The sequence below is a fragment of the Streptacidiphilus jiangxiensis genome (assembly GCF_900109465.1).
Taxonomy (GTDB): domain Bacteria; phylum Actinomycetota; class Actinomycetes; order Streptomycetales; family Streptomycetaceae; genus Streptacidiphilus; species Streptacidiphilus jiangxiensis.
In genome coordinates this window covers 114,654-139,535 of record NZ_FOAZ01000015.1, presented here as the reverse complement: position 1 = coordinate 139,535, position 24,882 = coordinate 114,654, and the positions used below count along the sequence as shown (strand labels likewise).

General features: G+C 73.7%; 21 protein-coding genes, 1 tRNA gene and 1 riboswitch. Of the genes, 12 read left to right on the top strand and 10 right to left on the bottom strand.

What is annotated here, in order from left to right:
- Window positions 1-2: 2 nt before the first annotated feature.
- The 4 genes from BMY61_RS26635 (at window position 3) to BMY61_RS26620 (ending at window position 4,198) form a co-directional block, all read left to right on the top strand.
- A complete protein-coding gene (locus tag BMY61_RS26635; protein WP_082015168.1) occupies window positions 3-980 on the top strand; it encodes a carbohydrate ABC transporter permease in 978 nt (325 codons plus the stop codon).
- Complete coding sequence (locus BMY61_RS26630) at window positions 977-1,807, top strand: carbohydrate ABC transporter permease (RefSeq protein ID WP_042450545.1); 831 nt, start codon at window positions 977-979, stop codon at window positions 1,805-1,807. The genes BMY61_RS26635 and BMY61_RS26630 overlap by 4 nt, the downstream gene beginning before the upstream one ends.
- 61 nt (window positions 1,808-1,868) lie before the next feature.
- Entirely contained in the window at window positions 1,869-3,398 is a 1,530-nt protein-coding gene (locus tag BMY61_RS26625) for a beta-N-acetylhexosaminidase (RefSeq protein ID WP_042450547.1), read from the top strand.
- 53 nt (window positions 3,399-3,451) lie between these two features.
- Window positions 3,452-4,198, top strand: coding sequence for a GntR family transcriptional regulator (locus BMY61_RS26620; RefSeq protein WP_042450549.1), 747 nt, complete (start codon window positions 3,452-3,454; stop codon window positions 4,196-4,198).
- Between the two features lie 75 nt (window positions 4,199-4,273).
- Here BMY61_RS26620 and BMY61_RS26615 read toward each other — a convergent pair whose 3' ends face one another.
- From BMY61_RS26615 to BMY61_RS26605, 3 genes are read right to left on the bottom strand one after another with little or no spacing between them, the layout of a single operon-like run.
- Window positions 4,274-5,020 carry an ABC transporter permease gene (locus BMY61_RS26615; protein ID WP_236656093.1) on the bottom strand — a complete coding sequence of 249 codons (747 nt, stop codon included), beginning with the start codon at window positions 5,018-5,020 and terminating at the stop codon, window positions 4,274-4,276.
- Window positions 5,017-6,564 carry a hypothetical protein gene (locus BMY61_RS26610; protein ID WP_042450551.1) on the bottom strand — a complete coding sequence of 516 codons (1,548 nt, stop codon included), beginning with the start codon at window positions 6,562-6,564 and terminating at the stop codon, window positions 5,017-5,019. The genes BMY61_RS26615 and BMY61_RS26610 overlap by 4 nt, the downstream gene beginning before the upstream one ends.
- Window positions 6,561-7,499 (bottom strand): ATP-binding cassette domain-containing protein, encoded by a 939-nt coding sequence (locus BMY61_RS26605; protein ID WP_042450554.1) that lies wholly within the window; start codon window positions 7,497-7,499, stop codon window positions 6,561-6,563. Before BMY61_RS26605 ends, BMY61_RS26610 begins: the two co-directional genes overlap by 4 nt.
- Window positions 7,500-7,619: 120 nt before the next feature.
- On the opposite strand from BMY61_RS26605, the gene BMY61_RS26600 reads away from it, so the two are divergent.
- Both BMY61_RS26600 and BMY61_RS26595 read left to right on the top strand, forming a co-directional pair.
- On the top strand, window positions 7,620-8,819 hold the full coding sequence (locus tag BMY61_RS26600) for a sensor histidine kinase (protein WP_042450556.1): 1,200 nt from the start codon (window positions 7,620-7,622) through the stop codon (window positions 8,817-8,819).
- Window positions 8,816-9,493 carry a response regulator transcription factor gene (locus tag BMY61_RS26595; protein ID WP_042450557.1) on the top strand — a complete coding sequence of 226 codons (678 nt, stop codon included), beginning with the start codon at window positions 8,816-8,818 and terminating at the stop codon, window positions 9,491-9,493. Before BMY61_RS26600 ends, BMY61_RS26595 begins: the two co-directional genes overlap by 4 nt.
- Window positions 9,494-9,854: 361 nt before the next feature.
- On the opposite strand, the gene BMY61_RS26590 is transcribed toward BMY61_RS26595, so the two are convergent.
- A complete protein-coding gene (locus tag BMY61_RS26590) occupies window positions 9,855-10,568 on the bottom strand; it encodes an IclR family transcriptional regulator (protein ID WP_042450558.1) in 714 nt (237 codons plus the stop codon).
- A gap of 138 nt (window positions 10,569-10,706) precedes the next feature.
- Window positions 10,707-10,849, bottom strand: a riboswitch (SAM riboswitch).
- A gap of 555 nt (window positions 10,850-11,404) precedes the next feature.
- Window positions 11,405-12,466, bottom strand: a complete 1,062-nt coding sequence (locus tag BMY61_RS26585; protein ID WP_042450559.1) for an LLM class F420-dependent oxidoreductase — start codon at window positions 12,464-12,466, stop codon at window positions 11,405-11,407.
- Window positions 12,467-12,729: 263 nt separating this feature from the next.
- On the opposite strand from BMY61_RS26585, the gene BMY61_RS26580 reads away from it, so the two are divergent.
- Both BMY61_RS26580 and BMY61_RS26575 read left to right on the top strand, forming a co-directional pair.
- Entirely contained in the window at window positions 12,730-13,713 is a 984-nt protein-coding gene (locus BMY61_RS26580; RefSeq protein ID WP_042450561.1) for an aldo/keto reductase, read from the top strand.
- A gap of 85 nt (window positions 13,714-13,798) precedes the next feature.
- Window positions 13,799-15,988 (top strand): ATP-binding domain-containing protein, encoded by a 2,190-nt coding sequence (locus BMY61_RS26575; RefSeq protein ID WP_052438887.1) that lies wholly within the window; start codon window positions 13,799-13,801, stop codon window positions 15,986-15,988.
- Window positions 15,989-16,354: 366 nt separating this feature from the next.
- On the opposite strand, the gene BMY61_RS26570 is transcribed toward BMY61_RS26575, so the two are convergent.
- Complete coding sequence (locus tag BMY61_RS26570; RefSeq protein WP_042450563.1) at window positions 16,355-16,945, bottom strand: hypothetical protein; 591 nt, start codon at window positions 16,943-16,945, stop codon at window positions 16,355-16,357.
- Window positions 16,946-17,159: 214 nt separating this feature from the next.
- On the opposite strand from BMY61_RS26570, the gene BMY61_RS26565 reads away from it, so the two are divergent.
- Window positions 17,160-17,372, top strand: a complete 213-nt coding sequence (locus BMY61_RS26565; protein ID WP_042381717.1) for a DUF5703 family protein — start codon at window positions 17,160-17,162, stop codon at window positions 17,370-17,372.
- A 32-nt stretch (window positions 17,373-17,404) separates the two neighbouring features.
- Here the strand turns inward: BMY61_RS26565 and BMY61_RS26560 are convergent, their stop codons facing one another.
- From BMY61_RS26560 to BMY61_RS26550, 3 genes are all read right to left on the bottom strand, one after another.
- Complete coding sequence (locus tag BMY61_RS26560) at window positions 17,405-18,286, bottom strand: chaplin (protein ID WP_052438888.1); 882 nt, start codon at window positions 18,284-18,286, stop codon at window positions 17,405-17,407.
- Window positions 18,287-18,531: 245 nt separating this feature from the next.
- Complete coding sequence (locus BMY61_RS26555) at window positions 18,532-18,774, bottom strand: chaplin (RefSeq protein WP_042450569.1); 243 nt, start codon at window positions 18,772-18,774, stop codon at window positions 18,532-18,534.
- A 175-nt stretch (window positions 18,775-18,949) separates the two neighbouring features.
- Window positions 18,950-20,314 (bottom strand): M20/M25/M40 family metallo-hydrolase, encoded by a 1,365-nt coding sequence (locus BMY61_RS26550; RefSeq protein WP_425314709.1) that lies wholly within the window; start codon window positions 20,312-20,314, stop codon window positions 18,950-18,952.
- Between the two features lie 224 nt (window positions 20,315-20,538).
- Here BMY61_RS26550 and BMY61_RS26545 point away from each other — a divergent pair.
- Window positions 20,539-20,621: transfer RNA gene (locus tag BMY61_RS26545), tRNA-Leu, on the top strand.
- A gap of 163 nt (window positions 20,622-20,784) precedes the next feature.
- Window positions 20,785-22,452: a SpoIIE family protein phosphatase gene (locus BMY61_RS26540; protein WP_042450571.1), complete on the top strand. Its 1,668-nt coding sequence runs from the start codon at window positions 20,785-20,787 to the stop codon at window positions 22,450-22,452.
- A gap of 250 nt (window positions 22,453-22,702) precedes the next feature.
- On the opposite strand, the gene BMY61_RS26535 is transcribed toward BMY61_RS26540, so the two are convergent.
- Window positions 22,703-24,046, bottom strand: coding sequence for a serine hydrolase domain-containing protein (locus tag BMY61_RS26535; protein WP_042450573.1), 1,344 nt, complete (start codon window positions 24,044-24,046; stop codon window positions 22,703-22,705).
- A gap of 106 nt (window positions 24,047-24,152) precedes the next feature.
- Between BMY61_RS26535 and BMY61_RS26530 the strand changes: the two genes are divergently transcribed.
- Window positions 24,153-24,827, top strand: a complete 675-nt coding sequence (locus tag BMY61_RS26530) for a PhzF family phenazine biosynthesis protein (RefSeq protein WP_042450574.1) — start codon at window positions 24,153-24,155, stop codon at window positions 24,825-24,827.
- Window positions 24,828-24,882 lie beyond the last annotated feature (55 nt).

Genomic DNA, 24,882 nt, shown 5'->3' with positions numbered 1-24,882 from the left:
CCATGACGACCACGACCCGATCCCCGCGCCCGTCCGCCGCCCGCACCCGGGCGGCGGCCCGGCCGACACGGCGCGCCCGGCGACCGCGCCGCGAACCGCGTGCCCTGCCCTACCTGCTCCTGCTGCCCGCCACGGCCGTGCTGGCCCTGGTGCTCGGCTACCCGCTGACCCGGCTGGGTGTGATCTCGTTCCAGGACTACGGCCTGCGGGCCCTGTTCACCGGCCAGGTCGGCTGGGCAGGCCTGGCCAACTACCGGGCGATCGCCGACGATCCGCAGCTGGTCCCGGTTCTGCTGCGCACCGCCGGGTTCTGTGCGGCGCTCGTCGCCGGCACCCTGGGCGTGGGGCTGGCCGTCGCGTTGATGATGGTGCGGCTCGGTCCGGCGATGCGTCGGGCCGTCACCTTCTGCCTGATCGCCTCCTGGGCGATGCCGCCGGTCGCCGGGACGCTGGTGTGGCAGTGGCTCTTCGAGCCGGTCTACGGCGTGGTCAACTGGGCGCTCACCCAGACCGGGCTCTTCGGCGACCTCAGCCAGCACGACTGGACCTCCTCACCGCTCTCGGCGTTCGCACTGGTGTGGCTGCTGGTCGTGTGGCAGTCGGTGCCGTTCGTCGCGCTCACCCTCTACGCCGGGCTGTCACAGATCCCGCGCAGCTACTACGAGGCGGCCGCACTCGACGGGGCCGGGCCGTGGCGGACCTTCCGGGTCATCACGCTGCCGTTCCTGCGACCGATCCTGGCGCTGGTGACGATCCTCTCGGTGATCTGGGACTTCAACGTCTTCACCCAGATCTGGATCCTCACCCAGGGCGGGCCCAACCAGGGCACCACCACCCTGGGCATCTGGTCCTTCACCAAGGCGTTCAGCAGCGACTCCTTCGGGCAGGGCGCGGCCGTCGCCGTCGTGTCCGTGCTGCTGCTGTTCGGGATCACCGTCGTCTACGTGCGCCGACTGGTGCGGTCGGGAGAAGAGCTGTGACCACCTCACCCTCGGTACGCCGACTCCTGAACGTGACGGCCGCCGGATTCTGCCTGGTGTGGATCTTCCCCGTGTACTGGATGGTCAGCACCGCCTTCAAGCCCTACGGCGACATCCTGCGGACCACCCCGCACTTCCTGCCGTTCCCGCTCAGCCTCGGCAACTTCGCCGACGCCGTCGGCAAGCCCGGGTTCCTCACCGACCTGGGCAACAGCCTGCTGGTCACCGCCTCGGTGGTACTGCTCGCGGTCGTCGTCGCCTTCCTCGCCGCCGTCGCGCTGACGCGGTTCCGCTTCGCCGGCCGGCGCACCTTCCTGATCACCGTGCTGGTCCTGCAGATGGTGCCGCTGCCCGCGCTGGTCATCCCGCTCTTCCTCGGCCTGCGCAGCGCCCACCTGCTCGACAGCCTCTTCGGCCTGGCGCTCACCTACGTGGCGATCGTGCTGCCCTTCACGATCTGGACCCTGCGGGGCTTCCTGCACGGCATCCCCGTCGAGCTGGAGGAGGCGGCCATGGTCGACGGCGCCGGCCGGATGACGGTCGTGCGGCGGATCCTGCTGCCGCTGGTCGCCCCCGGTGTCATCGCCACCAGTGTGTTCGCCTTCATCACCGCCTGGAACGACTACCTCTTCGCCGACGTGCTGATGAAGGACCAGGGACACCAGACGCTGCCCGTGTGGCTGGTCTCGTTCAGCACCGCGACCGGCACCGACTACGGCGGGCTGATCGCCGCGTCGACCCTGTCCGCGCTGCCCGTGGTCGTCTTCTTCATGGTCATCCAGCGCCGCCTGGTCGCCGGCATGACCGCCGGCGCCGTCAAGGACTGACCCCTCCCCTTGAACCGTCGAGCCCTCGCACCGTGGAAGGCCGACCCGTCGAAAGGCAGACGTGATCATCCCACGCCCGAGCGACCTGACCGAGCTCCCGGGACGCTTCGTGATCGGACCCGCCCTGCACCTCGAGGCCGGACCCGGCACCCGGCCGGCCGCCGACCTGCTGGCCGACTACCTCGGCGCCGACCGCCCCCGCACCACCACCGGGCCCGTCGTCCGCCTCCACCTCGCCCCCGAACTCATGCTCTCGCTCGGCCCGGAGGGCTACCGCCTGGAGATCCGCCCACGGCGGGTGGAGCTGACCGCGCCCGCCCCGCAGGGCCTGCTCAACGGCGTCCAGACGCTGCGGCAGCTGCTGCCCCCGGCCGCGCTCGACCCGGCCACCGCCCCGGCGGACGCCTGGTGGTGGCCCTGCGTCAGCATCCGCGACCGACCGCGGCTGGCGTGGCGCGGCCTGCTCCTGGACGTGGCCCGCCACTTCATGCCGCTGGACTACCTCTACCGCACCGTCGACCGTCTGGCCCTGCACAAGCTCAACGTGTTGCACCTGCACCTGACCGACGACCAGGGCTGGCGCGTCGAGATCGACGGCTGGCCCCGGCTCACCGAGGTCGGCGCCTGGCGCACAGGCCCGACGGCCGACGGCGGCCCCGGCGGGCCCTACGGCGGCTACTACACCGCCCGGGAGCTGCGCGACCTCGTCGACCACGCGGCCGCGCGCGGCGTCACCGTGGTCCCGGAGATCGAGATGCCGGGCCACGTCCGCGCCGCCCTCGCCGCCTACCCGCAGCTGGGCAACCGGCCCCGGCAGCAGCTGCCCGTCTGGGACCGCTGGGGCATCAGCGAGGACATCCTCGCCGTCGACGACCACGTCCTGGACTTCTGCCGCCAGGTCCTCGACGCCACCGCGGAGATCTTCCCGTCGCGCCACCTCCACATCGGCGGCGACGAGTGCCCCACCACGGCGTGGGAGACCAACCCGGGCGCCCGCCGACGCGCCGCCGCGCTGGGGCTGGGTGGCGTGCGCGGCCTGCACGCCTGGTTCCTGACGCAGATGCACGACCATCTCGCCGCACGCGGCCGCCGGGCCATGAGCTGGGACGAGACCGGCCACAGCCCCGGCCGGCTGCCCGCCGGGGTGGCCCTGACCGCGTGGCGCGACCCCGCCCACGGGGCCGCCGCCGTCGCCCGCGGCCATCAGGTCGTCATGGCCCCGCACACCGCCACCTACCTCGACTACCCCCAGAGCGGCGACCCGGACGAACCCGCCGGACAGCCGGGCGGGACCGTCACGCTGGAGACCGTGCACGCCTTCGACGCGCTGGCCGGCGGCCTCACCGCGACCGAGCCCGGCTCGCGGAGCCCGGGGGTCCTCGGCGTCCAGGCCCAGCTGTGGACGGAGTACGCCGCCACGCCCGCCCACGCCGACTACCTCGCCTACCCGCGCCTGTGCGCCCTCGCCGAGAACGCCTGGTCCGGGCGACGGACCGGATTCGCCGAGTTCCTCACCCGCCTGCACCCGCACCGCGAGCGGCTGCGCGCCCTCGGCGTGGCGTCCGCCCGCCTGCCCACTGCGACACACTGAAACCACCGTCCGCACCCACCCACCCGCGTACCCGCTCAGAGACGATTGGCCTCATGACCAGCAACGCCAAGCCCGCCCCGCGTGCCACCGCCAAACGCGACCTGGTGCGGGCCCACCTTCTCGACATCATCGAGAAGTCCGGGCCCGGCACCAGCCTCACCGCCGAACGCGACCTCGCCACCGAGCTCGGCGTCTCCCGACCCACCATCCGCGCCGCGATCGAGGACCTGATCCGCAGCGGCCTGCTGGTCCGCCAGCACGGCCGCGGCACCTTCACCGCCCCGCAGAAGGTCACCCAGGAGATGACCGGCACCACCACGAACGCCCTGGCCGTCCCCCCGGCCGAGGGCGAGTGGACCAGCCACGTCGTCTCCTTCGCCGCCACCCCGGCCGGCCCCGCCCGCGGCACCCGCCTGGGCCTTGACCCGGACGACCCGGTACTGCGCGTCGTCCGGGTCCGCTACGTCGACGGCGAGCCCATGTCGATCGAGCGGCTGGAACTCCCCGCCCACCTCGTCGAGGGCCTGCAGCCCGCGGACCTGGAGAGCGGCAACTTCTACCACCTGCTGCGCGACCGCTTCCAGATCACCGTCCTCGACGCGGTGCAGACCGTCGAACCCACCGTCGCCAACCCGGAGCAGGCCGACCTGCTGGACTGCCCCGTCTACGCGCCGCTGCTCCAGATCGAGCGCGTCACCCGCGACACCACCGGCCGCACCGTCGAACACGCCCACTCCGTCTACCGCGGCGACCGCTACCGCATCACCTCGAAGCTCCGCTTCGACGCCGACTCCGGCTGAGCGACCGGACCGAGCAGCCCGACCACGGCGGGCGGGCCAGGGCGGACGGGCCAGGGCGGGCAGGTCTGCCTGCGGTCACGCGTCACGTCGGCGCAGCAACGCCTCGCCCACGGCCAGCGCGGCGGCCGCCCACAGCGCCAGCACGCCGAGCCCCGGCCACGGGCCGATCGGCAGGTGCCGCAGGTCCGTGGTCGCCTGGACGGCCAGGCCCGCCGGCATCGGGCCGAGCCGGGCGAGTTGGCGCTGCAGCCACGGATCGGTGACCACGTGGGCCAGCAGCGGGAAGAGGTAGAGCAGCGCCAGCACGGCACCCGACGCCGCGCCGCCGTCGCGGATAGCGAAGGCGACGCCGAGGGCCAGCAGCGCGACCAGGACCAGGTAGAGCACCGAGCCGACCGCCGCCCGCAGGGACGACCCGTCCGTGAGGGCGGGGGCGCCCGGCAGGAGCAGGTGCCCGGCGAGCAGCGAGCCGAGGACGGCGACGCCTCCCGACACCGCGACGAGCGCGCTGAGCACCGCCGCCTTCGCGGCCAGGACCGTCGCCCGCGCGGGCACGGCGACGAGGCTCAGCTGGATCATCCCGGTGCTGTACTCACCTCCCACGCCCAGCACCGCCAGGACGGCGACCACGGCCTGACCGACCGTCACCCCCGCCAGGGCCGTCCGGGCCGGGTCGGCGACGGTCCGGGCCGTGCCGGACGCGGCCGCGCCCACCGCGACGGTCACGGCGACGACGCCGAGCAGCAGCCACCACGCGCCCGGCTCCGTCCGCAGCTTCGTCCACTCGGCGCGGCACGCGCGCCGCAGCACCCGGGTGTTCACGCGTCCCTCCGCCGCAGCACCGCGGTCGCGACCGCGAGCATGCCGACCGCCCACAGCGCCAGGACCGCGAGCCCGCCCCACGGGGGCAGCGGGAAGTAGCCCGTGGCCGGGGCGTAGACGGAGAGCACCTGGTCGTAGCGGGGCAGGGTCTGCTGGACCGCGAAGCCCGCTGCCGGGGTCAGTCGCAGCAGCCACCCGGCGGGCCCGGCGGGCAGCAGACCACCGACGGCCAGCAGGTAGGGCAGCACGGTCGCGGCGACGAGCACGGTGATCGCCGTCGCGCTGCGCCGCAGCAGCACCGCGAGGGCGAGGCCCAGCACCGCCGTCGCGGAGAGCAGCAGGCCGGTGCCCAGGACCGCGCGCACCTGCTCCGGAACCGGGACGGTCAACACCGCGAAGTGCGCGGCTCGGGCCCGACCCTGCCCGAGCGGCAGGCAGACCGCCGCCGCCCCGGCGCCGACCACGAACGCGACCGCCGCGACGACGAGGGCCTTGGCGCCGAGCACCCGGCCGCGGCGCGGGGTCGCGGCCAGGGTCAGGCCGAGCAGGCCGCGCCGGAACTCGGCCGCACCGAACTGGACGGCCACCACACCGATCACGATCAGCCCGGCGAACGTGCCGACCAGGAACGTCCCGACGCTGAACACCGGACCGCCGGCCGGTCCGCCGACCACGGGCGCGATGTCGCCCGCGCCGGTGACGGTGAACCCGCCGTCCGCGCTCGGCCGGGAGCCGTCACCGGCCCCCGGCACGGGGCTGCCGGAGCTGCCCGCGTCCACCCCCACCTGCGTGTACGTCCAACCACCCGGCTGCCAGGTGCCGGTGACGGCGGGGGCGTCGAAGGCGGCGGTGGCCGAGGCCGGGGAGCTGCCGCCACCTCCGGTCGGGTCGATGGCCGCCGGCGAGGTGACGAAGAGACCCGCCTGCAACGGTCCGCCCGGGAGTGACGCGGTGCCGATCGCGTTCCAGTGGACTCCGTCCGGCGAGTCGTAGCCGGTGACGGTCGTCGCGGCCGTCCCGGTCGTCCCGGTCGTCCTGGTCGTCCCGGTCGTCGCCGCGCGGACCAGCCGCAGCCACTGCGGTGCGCCCGGCGTCGCGGCGCCGGTCAGGTCACCGGCGCGGTCGTGGACGTAGTCGTGCTGCATCCGCACCCCGTGCGCGCCGGTCGTCGTCACGGCGACGTAGGACGAGCCCTGTCTCAGGCCGGACTTGACGATGATCCCGGCCTTCGCCCAAGGCGTGACACCGGGCGAGGTGCGGCCCGGGCCACCGCGTCCCGGGTCGGTGAGCACGCCGGTGAACGCCGTGATCCGCACGGTGAGCGAGCCGTCGCCGGTGAGCGTGCGGTGCACGAAGGAGAAGCTGTCGTTGACCGCCTCGCCGTCCGAGCCGACAGGCAGGGCAGCCGCAGCCCCCGCGTGCTGGTTCGACGAGACCGTGCCGACCAGCAGGAACAGCAGCGAGGCCAGCGCGGCGCCGACCGCGCCCACCGTCCAGCCGCGCACGGTCCGGAACTTGGTCCACTCCGCGTGCAGGACCCTCATCGCTCGACCTCCTGCTCCACCGAGCCGCGGTACTGGACGGCGTCCCGCGTGAGTTCGAGGTACGCCTCCTCCAAGTTGGCTCGGTGCGCCGCCAGTTCGGCGAAAGGGACGCCCGCCTCCATGAGCCGGGCGACGATCGCCTCGCCGGGCAGACCGGTGACGGTCAGCGTTTCCGGGCCGGTCGGCTGCACGGTCGCGCCCGCCGGGGCGAGGACCTCGACCGCCGCGAGCGGCGCGGCCGTCCGCAGCGTCACACGTCCGCCCGCGACACCGGCCAACAGCTCGCGCACCCCGGTGTCGGCGACGACCCGGCCCCGGCCGACCACGACCAGGTGGTCGGCGACGCCCTCCAGCTCGCTCATCAGGTGCGTCGAGACCAGCACCGCGCGACCGTCGGCGGCCAGCGAGGCGAGCAGCGCGCGGATCCACCGGATGCCCTCCGGGTCCAGCCCGTTGAACGGTTCGTCGAGCATTAGCGCGGGCGGGTCCCCGAGCAGGGCGGCCGCGATGCCGAGCCGTTGGCGCATCCCGAGTGAGAAGCCGCCCGCTCGGCGCCGCGCGACCTCGGCCAGCCCCACCCGGACGAGGACCTGGTCCACCCGCGGCGCCGGCAGACCCTGCGTGTGGGCCAACCAGAGCAGGTGGTTGCGGGCGCTGCGGCTCGGCTGCAGTGCGCCCGCGTCCAGCAGCGAGCCGAGCCGGCACAGCGGCTCGGCCAGCGCGCGGTAGGGCCGCCCGCCGACCAGCGCGCGGCCCGCGTCGGGCGCGTCCAGACCCAGCACCACCCGCATCGTCGTCGACTTGCCCGCGCCGTTCGGGCCGACGAAGCCGGTGACCCGGCCCGGCCGCACCGTGAAACTCATCCCGTCCAGGGCCTGCGTCGCACCGAAGCGCTTCCGCAGCCCGTCCACCTCGATCCCTGCTTGCGTCGTCATGGGCTCCACGCTGCCCGGGCGGGGGTGACAGCGCCGGAACGGCCGCCGTCATGCCGCTGTTAGGTCCGCTCGCCTAGCCTGATCACGCAGGTCCGGTAGCAGGACGAGGGAGGAACGCCGGTGCAGGACGACGACGGCCTTTCCGGACGACGGACGCCGCGGCGGCGCAGCGTGCGCCGACGCTTCGCCACCCTCTACGCGGGGCTGTTCCTGGCGTCGGGCACGGCGATGCTGGCGGTCGTCGCCTTCTTCGCGGGCGGCTCGATCCAAGCCGTCCCCGGCCCGGGTTCCGGAGCGGCGGTGCCGGGCGTGTCGGCCGCCGCGGCGGCGCGGATCGCCAGCCTGGAGCACCAGCTCACGCAGGCGCAGTCACGGCAGACCCAGCAACTGCTGCTCGGCTCCGCGGTCGGGCTGGTGGTGATGGGCCTGCTCTCGCTGCTGCTCGGCTGGTACGCCGCGGGCCGGGTGCTGCGGCCGGTGCGCGCGATGACCGCCGCGACCCGCCGGATCTCCGCCGACAACCTGCACGAACGCCTCGCCGTCGACGGCCCCCACGACGAGCTGCGCGACCTCGGCGAGACCATCGACGAGCTGCTCGGCCGACTGGAGCGCTCCTTCGCCGCCCAGCGGCGCTTCGTCGCCGACGCCTCCCACGAGCTACGCACCCCGTTGGCCACCATGCGGGCCGCGGTGGACGTCACGCTCGGCAAACCCGGCCCGCTGCCCGAGCAGACGCGCGTCCTGGCCGGCCGGGTGCGCACCGAACTCGACCAGGTCGACGGGCTGTTGGACGGACTGCTGACGCTGGCCCGGGCCCAGCACGAACTGCCGTCGCCCGAGGCCGTCCCGCTCGGCGAGCTCGCCGCCGACGCGCTGGCGGCACGGGAGCTCTCCGCCGCCCGGGCGCTGGACGCCGCGCCCGTCGCGCCCGTGCGCGGGAACCGGACGCTGCTGCGGCGATTGGTGGAGAACCTCGTGGACAACGCGGTCGTGCACAACGAGCCCGACGGCTGGGTCCGCGTCACCGTGCGGGAGACCTCCGGAGTGCCGGCGAGCGTCGAACACGTCGAGCACGTCGAACTCGTCGTGGAGAACAGCGGCCCGACCCTGACCCACGAGCAGGTCGAGGAGCTGACCCGCCCGTTCCGCCGGGCCGGCCCCGACCGGACGGGCGGCAGCGGGGCGGGGCTCGGCCTCGCGATCGTCGCGGCCGTCACCGAGGCACACCACGGCCGCCTGGACCTGCACGCCCGTGAGGACGGCGGCCTGCGCGTCGTCGTCACCCTGCCCGCGGCCGTCGGAACGGAGGTGCAGGCATGAGGGTGCTCGTCGTGGAGGACGCCCGCGCGCTCGCGGACCTCGTCGTCGAGGGCCTGCGCGACCAGGGCATGGCCGTCGACGTCGCCTACGACGGCCTGCGGGCCGCGGCGAAGCTCGACGTCAACGCCTACGAGGTGGTGGTGCTGGACCGCGACCTGCCGGGCCTGCACGGCGACATGCTCTGCCAGATGATCACCGAGCGGGACGAGCGGCCGATGGTCCTGATGCTGACCGCCGCCGACTCCCCCGCCGACCGCGTGGGCGGCCTGGGCCTCGGCGCCGACGACTACCTGGTCAAGCCGTTCCACTTCCCCGAACTGGTGCTGCGCGTCCGGGCTCTGGCGCGTCGCCGCCCGTACGCCAAGGCCCGACTGCTGCGCGTGGCGGGCCTGGAGCTCGACCCGGTCCGACGCAGCGCCACCCGCGAGGGCCGCCACCTCGACCTCTCCGTCAAGGAGTTCGAGGTCCTCGCGGCGCTGCTGCGGGCCAGCCCCGCGTTCCTGAGCGCGGAAGCGCTGCTGGAACAGGTCTGGGACGAGCACGCCGACCCGTTCACCAACACCGTCGCCGTCACCGTCGGCCGCCTGCGCCGCAAGCTCGGCGCCCCGCCCGTGATCACCACCGTCCCCACGGTCGGCTACCGGATCGCCGAACCGGAGGCGCCGCTCTCGTAGGACTCCGTCAGGTCGGACTCCGGTCGGTCACCCCGAGCGGCACCACGGCTGCCACCCGGTCGGCGACGACACCCCTGCGGGGCGCCAACCGCGGCGGGAAGGACACCGACAACACGCCGGCCGCGCAGGTCGACTCGTTCGGCCCGCCCGGACGGCTCCCCGATCCACGTCATCCTGGACACCCTGTCCGCCCACGAGGGCGACGGCCGGCAAGGCCGTCAGAAGTCGTTGGCGGCCCAGAGGTGCACGACCCTCAGGCCGGACTGGTCGCAGTCCACGAAGAGCAGTATGCGCGTGGCCCGTCCGCAGCCGACCCGGCGAACAGTCCCGGTCAGGGCACTGACCGGAGCTCGACCGGGGCTCACCGCGGGCTCAGGGCCGCGGAGAGACTGGCGGCTGCCTCGACGACGGCCTTGGCCAGGTGCGCGCCCGGGTGGCGGGTGAGCCGCTCGATCGGTCCGGAGACCGAGACGGCGGCCACGACCCGGTTCGACGGGCTGCGCACCGGCGCGGAGACCGACGCCACATGGGGCTCCCGCTCACCGACCGACTGGGCCCAGCCGCGCCGCCGCACCCCGCTCAGCGCGGTGGCGGTGAAACGGGCGCCGCGCAGCCCCCGGTGCAGCCGCTCCGGTTCCTCCCACGCGAGCAGGATCTGCGCGGCGGAACCGACCTGCATCGGCAGCGTCACCCCGACGGGCACGATGTCCCGCAGCCCCGAGAGCCGCTCCGCGGCCGCGACGCAGATCCGCACCTCGCCCTGCCTCCGGTAGAGCTGGGCGCTCTCCCCGGTGACGTCCCGCAGGTGACGGAGCACCTCGCCGGACGCGGCCAGCAGCCGGTCCTCACCGGCCGCCGCCGACAACTCCCCCAGCCGCGGGCCGAGCACGAACCGGCCCTCCATGTCCCGGCTGACCATCCGGTGGCGCTCCAGGGCGACGGCGAGCCGATGGATCGTCGGCCGCGCCAACCCCGTCGCGGCGACCAGCCCCGCCAGACTGCTCGGCCCGGCCTCCAGTGCGCCGAGGATCGTGGTGGCCTTGTCGAGCACACCGACGCCGCTCGTGTTCTCCATGATTGGGTACTCCAGTCTCGGTCAGCGGGAACAGGCCGCAGAAGACGGCCGATTGCCTGCGCCGAACACGAGACGAGTACGCGGAAAGACCAGGGCGGAGGACACCTGGACGAAGCACAGCACCGAAAGCACCGTTTCTCCTCATCTTTACCCGCGCCACGTTGGCGGCAGGCCGGAGTTGGCACTGACCCCTGCGGCGGGGCGTGCATTGCGCACACCACGTCCACCGGGGAGTTGCCGGGGCTTCGTAGGGCCGGTCCCTCCACCCCTCTGGATGATTCGGGAGGAACGATACAAGACACCCGGGGCCTCCGACCAAACCCCCTCATGGCCGAGGCCACCGCCCCACCCCTCCGTGCGCCGGCACGGAGCAGGTCGGCCACGTCACCCCTGGCATCCATGCAACCTGGCAGCGTGCAACGCCAGTGCGACGGCCAGTGCGCTCCGGCACAGGGCATCCAGGTCCTGACCTTCGATGGCTCGGCCTCCTACGGAGCCCTCGCCAAACCGACCCTGACTACCCGTCAGAATCGTGTTCACGCCCACCGAGCCGTGAACGGGAAGGGCGCCCACCTGGTCATTCCGGGTGGGCGCCGTCACGTTCGAGTCGACCTCGCACAAGGAGGTCGTACGGATCCGTCCCGCGCCCACAGGCTGTCATGCCCGGCCGACGAGGCGTCGCCGTGCTGCACGACGGGGTCGGAGACCTGCCGGGCGCCGCCCACCCGGACTCGTGCGGGGGCTGTCCCGTCCAGGTCAGGATCTCGCACCGGGGCGGCGCCCCTGGTCGCTGCCCCCTACCAGGGCTCACCGGGGGTCACCGCCCTGCCCAGCCGTCAGGCGAGGCCCGCCAGCTCCACGGCTTCGGCGGCCGTGCGGAGCGCGAGGATGCGCTCGTCGAGGGTGAAGCCGCCCGGGGCGAGGTTGACCGTGGTGACGCCGGCGGCGGCGTAGGCCTGGAGGCGGTCGGCGATGCGCTCGCGGGTGCCGACGAGGGTCGTCGAGTCGATGAGCTGCTGCGGGACCGCGGCGGCGGCAGCCGCCTTGTCGCCGGAGAGGTAGAGCTTCTGGATCTCCTCCGCCGCCTCCTCGTAGCCCATGCGGCAGGCGACGCGGTTGTAGAAGTTCTGCTCCTTGCTCCCCATGCCACCGACGTAGAGGGCGGTGTAGAAGCGGAAGATGTCCGCCGCCGCGGCGAGGTCCGCCTCGCTGTCGCTCGCCGCGACGGCGATCGGGACGTTCGGGGCCACGTCGAAGCCGTCGAGGGTGAGGCCGGCCTTCTCGCGGCCCGCGCGGACGGAGGCGAGGGAGAGCTCGGCCTGCTCCGGGGCGAAGAAGATGCCGAGCCAGCCGTCGGCGATCTCGCCGGTCAGCTCCAGGTTCTTCGGGCCGATGGCGGCGATGTAGAGCGGGATGTGCTCGCGGACCGGGTGGATCGTCAGCTTCAGCGGCTTGCCCGGGCCGCCCGGCAGCGGGAGGGTCCAGTTGGCGCCCTCGTGGGTGACCCGCTCGCGGGCCATCGCCTTGCGGATGATCTCGACGTACTCGCGGGTACGGGCCAGCGGCTTGTCGAACTTGACGCCGTACCAGCCCTCGGAGACCTGCGGGCCGGAGACGCCGAGGCCGAGGCGGAAGCGGCCGCCGGAGAGGGTGTCCAGGGTGGCGGCGGTCATCGCCGTCATCGTGGGCGTGCGGGCCGGGATCTGGAAGATCGCCGAGCCGACGTCGATCCGCTCGGTCTTCGCGGCCACGTAGGCCAGGACCGTCGCGGCGTCGGAGCCGTAGGCCTCCGCCGCCCAGCAGGCGGCGAAGCCGAGCCGGTCCGCCTCCTGCGCGACGGCGATGTTGTCGGCGTCGTTGCCGAGACCCCAGTAGCCGAGGTTGATCCCGAGTCGCACGCTGCTGCCTCCTGACGGGCGGACGGACGGCGCCTTGTTCGGTGTCGATGTGGACGGCGCCTGGGCCGACTCTAGTCCGCAGGTCGGCTCGCGGCTACTGGCGGGTAGCCTCCCTGCGGGCAAGGCCCCGTAGGGACACGCCGCCAAGCGGGTGATCGCCGGTGCCCCCGGGGGCACCCCGATCCGCGTAGGCTCGCCCCGCGTCCACCGCATCCACCGGATCCCCACATCACCCGCACCACGGACGAAGGAAGGCAGCCTCCGTGCAGCAGCGTCATCTGGGCCGTACCGGCCTGCGCGTGTCCCGCCTCGGACTGGGCACCATGACCTGGGGCCGGGACGTGGACGAACACGAGGCGGCCGACCAGCTCAAGGCGTTCGCGGACGCCGGCGGCACGCTCGTGGACACCGCCGACGTCTACGCGGACGGCGGCGCCGAGTACCTGCTCGGTCGGCTCACCGAAAGCCTCGTCCCCCGCGCGGAGCTGGTGATCGCCACCAAGGCCGGCAGCGTCCCGGACCGCGACCGCCGCTTCGACGGCTCCCGGGGCCACCTGCTGCAGGCGCTCGACGCCTCCCTCAGCCGCCTCGGCACCGACTACGTCGACCTGTGGCAGGTCCACGCGTACGACGAGGACACCCCCATGGAGGAGACCCTCCAGGCGCTCGACCTCGCGGTGTCCAGCGGTCGCGCCCGCTACGCCGGCGTCAGCAACTACTGCGGCTGGCAGCTCGCCAAGGCCGCCACCTGGCAGCGGGCCGTCCCCGGCCGGACCGCGCTCGCCGGCACGCAGATGGAGTACTCGCTGCTCCAGCGCGGCATAGAGCGCGAGGTGCTGCCCGCCGCGCTCGACGCGGGCATCGGGGTGCTCGCCTCCTCCCCGCTCGGCCGCGGCGTGCTGACCGGCAAGTACCGGCACGGCACCCCGCCGGACTCGCGCGGCGCCTCGCCGTCCTTCGGCGCGTTCGTGCAGCCGTACCTGGACGAACGGGGCCGGCGCATCGTCGACGCGGTCACCACCGCCGCGGACGGCCTGGCGACCACGCCCATGCAGGTCGCGCTCGCCTGGGTGCGCGACCGCGTCGGCGTGACGGCGCCGGTCCTCGGCGCGCGCACCGCCTCGCAGCTCCAGGCCGCGCTGCAGGTGGAGCGTCTCGTCCTGCCGACGGAGATCCGCGCCGCCCTCGACGACATCTCCGCGCCGGTGCACGTCTATCCCGACCAGCACTGGACGGCGCTGTACTGAGCCGGACCGACCGTTGTCGGTTCTGTCAGTGCGGACCGATAGCGTGCTCGGGTAAGGAACAGCCCCGACCGAAGGGTCACCACCGATGACCGACAGCGCCACGACGGACTCCTCTGCCGTCGTCACCGAGCAGCTCGCCGAGGCGATCCGCGCCGCGGACGGCCGGGCGCAGGACGTCGACGCGCAGGCGCGGGACGCGCTGGCGGACACGGCCGCGGTGCTGGGCGCGGGCGGCGCGCCCGCGCAGCTCGCGGGCCCCGCGGTGGCCGCCCTCGGCGAGCGCGCGGCGGAGGTCCTGCGGGAGGATCCGTGGGCGGTGCTGAGCGTGCCCGGCGTCCTGCCCGCCAACGCCGACGCCTTCGCCCGCGGCGTCCTGGGCGCGGACGCCGCGCCCGGCGACGCGCGCCGTGCGAACGCCCTGGTCCAGTGGCTGCTGGAGCGCGCCGCGCTGCACGGCCACACGGCGGTGGAGCTCCCCGACATCCGCGCGGGCCTCGCCCGCGAGGGCGTCCCCGACCCGGACGGGGCGCTGCTCGCCGTGGTGACGGAGGGCCGCGTCATGACCTTCCAGGAGGAGGGCGACGACGAGGACGAGTCGGAGGACGGCGCCGTGGGCCGCGCCCTGCTGGCGCTGGACCGCTTCGCGTTGGCGGAGGAGAGCCTGGCGGACGGGCTCGTCCGCCTGGTCTCCACCTTCCCCGGCCGCGACGCCGCGCCGGGCGGCCCGGAGTGGGTCGCGGCGGACGAGGACGCCTTCGGAGCAGAGGAGTTCGCAGAAGAGTTCGGCGGGGGCGGGTTCGGGGCGGACGCTTTCGACGGGGGCAACGGCAACCCGGCAGCGGGCGAGAGCGAGGGCGACAGCGAGGCCGCAGGCGCCGAGACGGGCGGCACCCCGGCCGACGAGGCGGCGGCTTCCGCGCCCCGGGCGGACCAGGCCGGTCAGGGCGCCGCGGGCGCCGAGACAGGCGGCCTGCCCGAGCCGGGTGCGGCGGACGTGGACGACGCGTCCACGGGCGCCGGGTCGACTGAAGCGGCGGGCCTCGGCGACGCCGAGCCGGGTGGCGGGACCGACGCCGAGGGCGTGGCGCGGCCCGGTTGGGACGAGGTCGCGGCCGCCGCGCCGAACTCCTCCGCCGCGGCGCTGATCCGGGCCGTCGCCGAGGCGTCGCTGGTGCTGCACACGGGCGGGGAGACCGCCCGCAACGAGCCTGTCGCGCTGCTGCACGCCGCGCGCCGGCTGGGCCTGCGGGCCGCGCTCGCCGCGGCGCACGCCGACAGCGCGCGACGCCTGGACGGCGGCGAGGGCGGCCAGGGCGGTGAGGGCAGCCAGGGCAGCCAGGACGCGCCCGTTGCCCTGCCGTTGGCGCAGGTCCTCGCGACGACTCCGCACGACGCCGACGGCTCCCTCGCGCTGGACCTGCTGATCGTCTGCGACGCGCCCGCGTTGGACGTCGAGCTCGCCGCGACACTGGTGGAGTCCCTGCCCGACGGCGCCCGGCTGGTGCTCAGCGGGGATCCGGGCGAGCTGTGGTCCCCCGGGCCCGGGCGCGTCTTCGCGGACCTGCTGGCGGCCAAGCCGGGGCCGGTCGTGGCCTCGCGTCAGCCCGACTTCGGCCCCATCGGCGAGCTGGTGTCGGGGATCGGCATCGGCGAGTTCGAGCCGGTCGCCTCCCCGGACAAGGAGGTCGTCGTGGTGGAGGCGCGGGATGCGGCGGAGGCGGTCCACCGGGCCGTCCAGTTGGTCGTCGACTCCATCCCGCGGGCCCTCGGCATCCCGGTGGAGCAGGTCCGCGTGCTCACCCCGGTCCATTCCGGACCGACCGGCACTCGCGCGCTGAACGCTGCGCTCAAGGCCCGGCTCAATCCGGGGCCGGGCCAGTTCGGCGGCTTCGACGCGGGGGACGCGGTCGTTCACGCGCCCACGCCGAGCGCGCTGCGCGAGGGCGTCGTGCGCCGGGCGGTCCCGGAGGGCCTGGAGATCGCCTTCGGCGACGAGACGGCGGTCGTCGCGCGCGAGCGCATCGGTGAGCTCCGCCATGGCTGGGCGCTGACCGCGCACCAGGCGGTGGGCCGCCGTTGGCCGGGCGTGGTGGTCGTGGCCACGTCGGACGCGGGCCCGGAGCTCACCCGCCAGTGGCTCTACACCGCCTGCGGCCGCGCCGAGCGTCACCTCTCGCTGGTCAGCGCCTTGGGCCCGGGCCTCCCCCAGGCCGTGGCCACCCAGGTCGCCCGCCCCCGCACCACCCGCCTGCGCGTGATCCTGGCCGGCGAGTAGCGGCACCAGGGCCTCCGCGCCTGAGGCGGCACCGGGCCTCCGCGCTCCGCGCGGCCCAAGGCCCGGGCCCGGCCCTGCGGAAACGGCTGCATGGCCCGCCGGAGCACCCGATACCAGCCAGGCGGCGCAGGGCCAGGGTCTCGGCGCGTCCGGGCCGAGGACGGCGCGGCGCAGGCGCAGCGTGGGCGGCGGCAACCTCCGCGAGGGACCACCCCGACCTCGGGCCAGGAGCGGATCGTCCGAACCGGCAGTCCGGTCCGGCGCGCGAGATCGCCGATGGTGAGGAGCGGGGCGGTGACCATGGCTGGGGTCCGCAACCTCCAGCCGGTGGAGGTGCAAGCCCGGGGGTCTCCGGGGGACGAGGCCTCAGCTGGGGTCCGCGGGCTCCAGCAACTCGTCGTCGTAGTCCTCGATGACGTCGAAGCGGCAGATGAGCAGGTCCTCGTCGGCGACGTCGAACGGCTCCGCCAGCCACTCCCCCGGCTCGGTGACCGGCTCGTTGGCGACGACCCAGAGCGTGGAGTCGCCCTCCTCCAGGCCGAACTCGGACGCGTGGTGGGCCACCCGGTCCGGCTCGTACTCGCCGAAGAGCGCGCGGAGCGAACCGGAGACGGTCGAGCTGCCGACGGTCTCGCGGAGGCGACGCGGGTCGGCCACGGTGTAGTCGCGGCGGATCAGGACGGAGACGGCCTCCGGCTCGATGCGGTCCGGCAGGCCGATGCCGCTGCTGCGCGGGACCTCGAAGGGGGTGAACTCGTCGTAGACGCTGTCCAGCAGCTCGTCGTAGCCCTCCGCGGCGTCGGCCAGGGCCTCGTAGGTGCCGGCGACCACCGGGTCGCCCGCGCCCGCTCTGCCTTCCACGGCGGCGAGGTGCGCGTCGATCGCGGCCTTCACCGCTTCCGCGGCAGTGCGTACCTGGGCGATCTGAGCTTCCGTGGGACGCGCGACATCAGACATGCCACGCACGCTAGTCGGTTGCGGGCCTTCTGCGCATCGGTGTTATCCGGGTCGTAGTAAACCGATCACGGGAACTCCGCACACCGGTTGCCGTGACGCCGCCCTGGGCAGCCTTATCTGAACCGGGTCCGGACCGGTCGTAGGCTTACCCCCATGTAGGTTCGCGGGAGGAAGTGACTTGACCCCACCCTTGAGCAAGCCGCCGCACAAGATCGTGCGACAGCCCGAGTACGAGTTCCGCTCGCTGCTGCTGCCGCGCACCGTCTCGCGCAACGAGGCACGCGCGCTGCTGACCGAGCAGGCGGAGTACGGTCATTGGGAGCTCGACCGCCTCCGCCTCTACCCGGACGGGCGCCGCAAGATCACGCTGAAGCGCCGGATCATCCGCCAGGTGCGCAGCCCTCTGAGCAGCTTCCTGGACGACTAGCCGACCAGGGCCTGTTCGGCGAGGGCGAAGGTCTACGCCCGCCGACGGCTGCGGCGGACGAGGAGGGCGCCGCCGGCTGCGACCAGGACGCCCGCGGGCGCCAGGAGCATCGCGTCGTCGCCGCCACCGGTCTCGGCCAGGTGGCCACCATTCGAGCCGCCCGTGGAACCGCCGGTGCCCGGCGCGGGGCTCGGGCTCCCGGTGTCGGAGACCCCGGTGCTCGGCGAGGAGCTGGGCGTACCGCCGTTCTGCGGCGGCGGGGGCTGCTGACCGCCCGTGGAGCCGCCGTTGCCGCCGCCACCGGTGGTGCCACCCGTGCCGCAGCCGCCGTTGCCTCCGTTGCCGCCGCCCATGCCGCCCCCGCCGCCCATGGGCCCGGTGCAGGTGACGGTCGGGCTGGGCACGGGCTGGCCGCCGCCGGCGTGGTCGCCGCCGTTGCCGCAGGAGTTGCCGAAGGCCGGGTTGACGGCGCCCGGTGCGTTCGCCGTGTTGCCGCAGAGGTTGACCGGTACGTCGACCGGGATCTGCACCGCGTTGCCGGAGCCGACGCCCGGCGAGCCGTGCGCGCCGCCCTGGGCGCTGCTGCCCGAGCCGGAGCCGCCGGAGCCGGAGCCGCCGTTGTCGCCGGACCCGGCCGAACCGCCGGACCCGGCGGAGCTGCCGGACCCGCCGCGCGAGGAACCGCCGACGTTCGCGCAGTGGTTGCCGTAGGCCGGGTTGAGTGCGCCGATCACGTTGACGGTGTTGCCGCAGGCGTTCACCGGCACCGAGACGGGCACCTGGACCGCGTTGCCCGAGCCCACCCCCGGCGAGTCACTGGCCGTGCCGCTCGCACCCGAGTCGGCGAAGGCGGCGCCCGCCGCAAACCCTGCCGTCATGCCCGCGGTGGAGGCCAGCACGCTCCCGGTCGCCATGACCGTGAGCAATCCGCGTTTGGCCGCTTGTCGCATGTGTTGCCCTGCTCTCAGTCGTGCTCGTGCTTCTTGCTTCCGCCCCGTGGCCCCCGTACCAGACCCAACGAGAGTGAGGCGTACGGGGCACGGTTGACTCCACATCAGCTCCACAAACGCCCCCCACAGCCAAGGCGGCCCCGGGAGGACGGATGCCTCCCGGGGCCGGACCTGAAGCGCTCACATCCCCCGGGTCAGCGGGGACGGGCTCAGTTGTTCTCGCAGTGGTTGCCGAACGCCGGGTTCAGCAGGCCGATGACGTTGATGGTGTTGCCGCAGACGTTCACCGGGATGTGCACCGGAACCTGGATGACGTTGCCGGACAGCACGCCCGGGGAGTTCCAGGCCGCACCCTGGGCGCTGGCACCGTCGTTGGCGCTGGCGATGCCCGCGCCCGCCAGGCCCAGGGCACCCGCGGTGGCGACGACGGCGGCGATCTTCTTGACCTGCATGGTCTCCTCCTTCAGTGGAACAGCCCGTTCGGTGAGCTGCATATGGGTGAACGACGCTGCGGCAAACGGGGTACGAGAGCCCTGCAACCTTCACCCGCTGGAGTGAGAAACCCGAAAGTCAGACCGAATCACCAATCCCGCAGGAACGAATCAGCATCTCCGTCCTCAAAAGGCCTCAAGAAGCGTCGATGAACCGGTCGAGCACCCGGACGCCGAACTTCAGCGCGTCGACCGGCACCCGCTCGTCCACGCCGTGGAACATCCCGGCGAAGTCGAGGTCGGCGGGCAGCTGCAGCGGCGCGAAGCCGAAGCAGCGGATGCCGAGCTCCGAGAAGGCCTTGGCGTCGGTGCCGCCGGAGAGCGTGTACGGCACGGCGCGGGCGATCGGGTCCTCGGCACGCAGCGCCTTCTGCATCGCCTCGACCAGCGGGCCGTCGAAGTCGGTCTCCACCGCCTTGTCGCTGTGCACGTCCTCGCGCTTCACGCGCGGGCCGAGGACGGCGTCGAGCTGGGTGAGGAACTCCTCCTCGTAGCCGGGCAGGAAGCGCCCGTCCACGTGTGCGGTGGCCTGGCCCGGGATGACGTTGACCTTGTAGCCGGCGCCCAGCATGGTCGGCTGCGCGGTGTTGCGCAGCGTCGCGCCGATCAGCTTGGCGATGCCGCCGAGCCGCTCCAGCGTGGTGTCCATGTCCTCCGGGTCGAGCTCGACCCCGAGCGCGTCGGAGAGCTCGTCGAGGAAGTGGCGGACGGTCTTGGTCACCCGCACCGGGAACTGGTGCCGCCCGAGGCGTGCGACCGCCTCGCACAGCTCGGTGATGGCGTTGTCCTTGTTGGTCATCGAGCCGTGGCCGGCGGTGCCGTCGACGGTCAGGCGCATCCAGTGCATGCCCTTCTCCGCCGTCTCGACCAGGTAGAGCCGCAGCTGCTCGTTGACGGTGAAGGAGAAGCCGCCGACCTCGCCGATCGCCTCGCTGACGCCGTCGAAGAGGCCGGGGTGCCTGTCGACGAGGTGGTGCGCGCCGTAGACGCCGCCCGCCTCCTCGTCGGCGAGGAAGGCCAGCACGATGTCACGCGGGGGCTTGCGCCCGCTGCGCAGGCGGTCGCGGACGACCGCCAGGGTCATCGCGTCCATGTCCTTCATGTCGACGGCGCCGCGGCCCCAGACCATGCCGTCGGCGATCTCGCCCGCGAAGGGGTGGTGCGTCCAGTCCGCCGCGTTGGCCGGAACGACGTCGGTGTGGCCGTGGATCAGCAGGGCCGGACGGGAGGGGTCCTCGCCCTCGATCCGCGCGATGGTGCTGGCACGGCCCTTCTCCGACTCGATGATCTGCGGCTCCAGGCCGAACTCGGCCAGCTTCTCGGCGACGTACTCGGCGGCGGCGCGCTCCCCGGGGCCGGAGCCGTCGCCGTAGTTGCTGGTGTCGATCCGGATGAGGTCCCGGCACAGCTCGGCGACCTCCGCCTCGCCGAAGCCCTCCCCCACCTCTTTGCCCGGACGATCCACCTTGCCCCGACGGTCCGCACCCTCTGTCTCGCTCACGCTGCTCCGCCTCTCCATCGAAGATCTCCTGGATCTCTTCGTGCCCCATCCTCCACCGGGCTCGCGCACCACCCAAGCCCCCGCGTCCAGCGCGCCGCACATCGGCGCAGGTCCGCGCATGATCACGGTCGGGAAACGTGGTTCGGAACCACCGCTGATCTTTGCTATGGTTAACCCCGTCAGCGAGCGAGGCCGCAAGGCCGAAGCGAACGGACAGCTCCGATGCGCGGGTGGCGGAATGGCAGACGCGCTAGCTTGAGGTGCTAGTGCCCTTCGGGGCGTGGGGGTTCAAGTCCCCCCTCGCGCACGCATCGGATTCGGCCGACCCGGCCTCGTCGGGTCGGCCGATCTGTTTTTCGAACCCTCTGCGGAAGCCCGACTGTGGAAGTCCGGCCGATTCCCTGCGTTTTCCCAGGCGGTGAGTTCCGGAGCGAGCAGCGGCCCGGCTCCACTGATGGGAAGATCAGCCCATGAGTCCGGCGGACGGGTGGGCAGCCCGCAGTGGCCTGACGCGGCAGGTGATGGACGCCGCGGTGTTCGGCATCGCCCTGCTCGACACCGAGCTGCGCTTCACCTACGTCAACGAGGCCCTCGCCAAGGTCAACGGCGTGCCGGTCGCCGAGCACCTGGGGCGGCGGATCGCCGAGGTCGTGCCGGGCATCGACGTCGAGGCGGCCGAGGCTGAGCTGCGGGCCGTCCTGGCGGACGGCAAGCCGCGCCACCACACCGTCGAGGGCACCACCGCCGCCGACCCCTCCGGGGAGCTGCGCTGGTGGCACAACGCCTACAGCCGCCTGGAGGACTCCTCCGGCCGGGTTCTGGGCATCGTCGGCATGGTGCTGGAGATCACCGAGGACCGCCGGATCCGGCAGGCGCTGGACCGCGCCCGCACCCGGCTCGCCCTGCTGGACGAGGCCGCGACATCCATCGGCACCACCCTCGACGTCCAGCTGACCTGCAAGGAGCTGACCAGGCTGCTGGTGCCGCGGCTCACCGACGTGGCCGTGGTGGACGTGATCGAGCAGGACGAGCGGCCCGGCAGCGAGCTGCGGCTGCGCCGCCTGGCGATGAGCACCACGCCCGCGCTGGTGAAGGCCGGCCGCTGGTTCGGCGCACCAGGCTCGGTGCACAGCCCGCAGGCGACGTCGGTCGCCGCGCGCTGCGTGGCCGAGGAGCGGCCGATCGTCTCGAACTCCCCCGGCGACGAGCAGATGGCGCTGGCCGCACCGGAGGCGGGCCGGGTGGCCCGCTACCGCCGCCTCGGCATCCACTCGTCGCTGGTCGTGCCGCTGCGGGCCCGCGGGCGCGTGATCGGCGTGGTGAACCTGATGCGTGCCGGCGAGTCGCCGCCGTTCACGGCGGAGGACGTGGAGCTCGTCGGCGAGCTGGCCCGGCGGGCGGCGAACAGCATCAGCAACGCGCAGCGGTTCGCCCACGAGCACGAGACGGCGCTGGTGCTGCAGCGCGCCCTGCTCTCGGAACGGACCCGCCCCCACGTCGACGTCGAGTGCGCCGGCCGCTACCTCCCCGCCGGGAAGACCGCGGAGGTCGGCGGCGACTGGTTCGACTCGATGGCCCTGCCCGGCGGCCGCACCCTGCTGGTGGTCGGCGACGTGATGGGCCACGGCCTGGAGGCTGCCGCGTCGATGGGCGAGTACCGCAGCCTGATGCGCGCGCTGGCGTTCCAGGGCTGGGGTCCGGAGAAGATCCTCTCCGAGGCCCAACGCACGGTCGAGGCCCTGGGCCTCGACCGCGTCGCGACCTGCCTGGTCGCCGAGATCGACCCGGCCGCAGGCACGGTCACCCTCGCGGGCGCGGGTCACCTGCCCCCGCTGCTACTGCGGCGCGGCCTGGGCGCGCAGTTCGCCGCGCTTCCGGGTGACCCCCCGCTGGGGGCCGGGGTCGGCCACTACCGCAGCACGACGCTGCGCCTGCCGCCGGGCTCGGTGCTGCTGCTGTACACCGACGGGCTGGTGGAACGGCGGGGCGAGGACATCGAGGACTCGTTGCAGTCGCTGGCCGCGCTGGACCTGGACCCGGAGACACCGCTGGAGCGACTGCTGGACACGGCACTCAGTCGCCTCTCGGTCTCCCCGGCCGAGGACGACGTGGCCCTGCTCGCTGCGCGCCTGCGGTAGTTGCACGACCCAGGGGCGCGAGGAACCGCGCGGCAAGCCACTGACGGCGGATGGTCCGCAACGTGCAGGGCCATCCGCACGCCTGTGGTTTCTCACGCAGTTCCCCGCGCCCCTGGCAGAGTGCAACCACCTGCGGGAGACTTACCGACCCTGGTCGCGCCCACGCGGCGGAGCCGCAAATCGGCAGAGCCTCGCGCCCCTGGAAGGTGCAACCACCTGCGGGAGCCCTGCCGACCCCGGCGGAGTGCGACTACCGGCGGGTGAAGAGGCGGCCCGCCAGGTCCACGCCCGTGATCGCGCCGGAGGAGTCGCGGGTGAAGAAGCCGCGCTGGCCCTTCATCGCGCCCGCCGTGATGATGTAGTCGTCGCCCGTGCCCGGGAGCAGGCCGAAGGGGAAGGGCGGGTAGTCCGCCGGGATCTCCTTCTCCGAGGCGGCGCGGATCTCCGGCTTGATGACGACCTCGAGGGTCGGCGCCGCAGCGCCCTCCTCCGTGCGGATGGTGAGGGTCATGATGTCGATCTCGTAGACCCCCGCCGTCGGCGCGACCACCGCGTGGTCGTAGGCGACGGGCTCGGGGTCGCGGTCGACGACACCGAGGAAGTGCGCGAGCGCGAACTGCACGACCTCGCGGTTGAAGGCGACCCCGCCGGGACCGCCGTTGGTCATCACGGAGACCGCGAAGTCCCGTTCGGGGACGAGCAGCAGGTCCGCGAACTGGCCGTTGCCGGAGCCGCCGTGGCCGACGGTGGCGGTGCCGTCGATGTCGCGGAGGAACCAGCAGACGCCGAACGCGTCGCCCAGCGTGCTGCCGCGCAGTGCGACGGTCGGGGTCTGCATCCGCTTCTGCAGCGCGCCGTCGCCCAGATGGAACCGCGCCCAGCGCAGCTGGTCGGCGACGGTGGCGGCGATACCGCCGCCGGGGTTGTTGCCGCGGGTGTCCTTCCACTGGCGGGCGACGACGGGCGTGCCGTCCTCGTCGGCGTTGTGGCCGCAGGCGAAGCGGCGGGTCATCACCTGGTCGGTGAAGTACGCCGTCTCGTGCAGGCCCAGCGGGGTGAGCGCCAGCTCGGCGACGGCCTGCTCGAAGGTGTGGCCGGTGACGTTCTCGACGACGCGGCCGAGCAGGTTGTAGCCGGCCTGACTGTAGGAGGCGCGTGAGCCGGGCGCTCCGATCAGGTCGATCTCGTCCAGGTGGGCGACGAAGCCCGCGAGCGCGTCGTCGCCGTCACCGGTCTCGACGACGAGGCGGACGCCGAGGCCCGCGGTGTGGTTGAGCAACTGCCGGACGGTGATCGCGGCGGCGTGGGCCTCGTCGGCGAGGACGAGCTCGGGAACGTAGCGCCGCACCGGCGCGTCCAGGTCGATCCGGCCCTGCTCCACGAGGCTCATCACGACGGTGGCCGTGAAGGTCTTGGAGACGGAGCCGAGGGCGAAGAAGGTGTGCTCGTCGACGGGCAGCGGGTTCTCGACGCTGGTCACGCCGTGGTTGGCGTGGACGGAGCGGCCGCCCGCGTGGACGCCGACGGCGGCACCGGGGATCCCGAAGCGCTCGGCGGCCGCGTCGACGAACTCCTGCAAGGTCTGGTCGGACATGGGTCTGTCTCCTCGATCGTCTCCGCACTTGCACTATGTTCAAGTGAAACGGTACGAGCGACTTGAACAATGTGCAAGAGCCTGGCGCGTGCCAGGATGAGGACCCATGACTGATCTTCATGTGCTCCGCGTCTTCTCCGGTCCGGGCGGCACGGCCGGCAACGCCCTGGGGGTGGTCCTGGAGGGCGGGGCGTTCCCCGGCCGCGAGGAGCGCCAGGAGCTGGCGCGGGAGTTGGGCTTCTCCGAGACGGTCTTCGTCGACGACGCGGGCTCGGGCCGGGTGGACATCTACACCCCGAGCGCCCGGCTGCTCTTCGCCGGTCACCCGCTCGTCGGCACCTCCTGGCTGCTGCGACGGGAGGGCCTCGCCGTCGAGCTGCTCCGCCCGGAGGCCGGCGACGTCCCGGCCTGGCAGGAGGAGGACATCCACTGGATCCGCGGGCGCGCGGAATGGGCGGCGGGCAGGAAGACCCGCCGGTACGGGAGCGTCGCGGAGGTCGACGCGCTGGACGTGCCGCCACCGGGGACCGGCTGGCTGTACGCCTGGGCCTGGTCGGACGAGGCTTCGGGCTCGGTCCGCACACGGGGCTTCCCCGGCCGGGGCGACGGCGTCGACGAGGACGAGGCGACCGGCGCGGCCGCGGTCGTGCTGACCGCGGAGCTGGGGCGGGCACTGGACATCCGGCAGGGGGCGGGCTCGCAGATCCTCACCCGCGTCGGCCCGGCCGGGACGGTCGAGGTCGGCGGCCGGGTCGTGCCGCAGGAGCTGCGCAAGCTCTAGCAGGACCCCTGGGCGGTGTCGACGGCCACGGTCCGGCTTCCGGTGCCCGGCGATT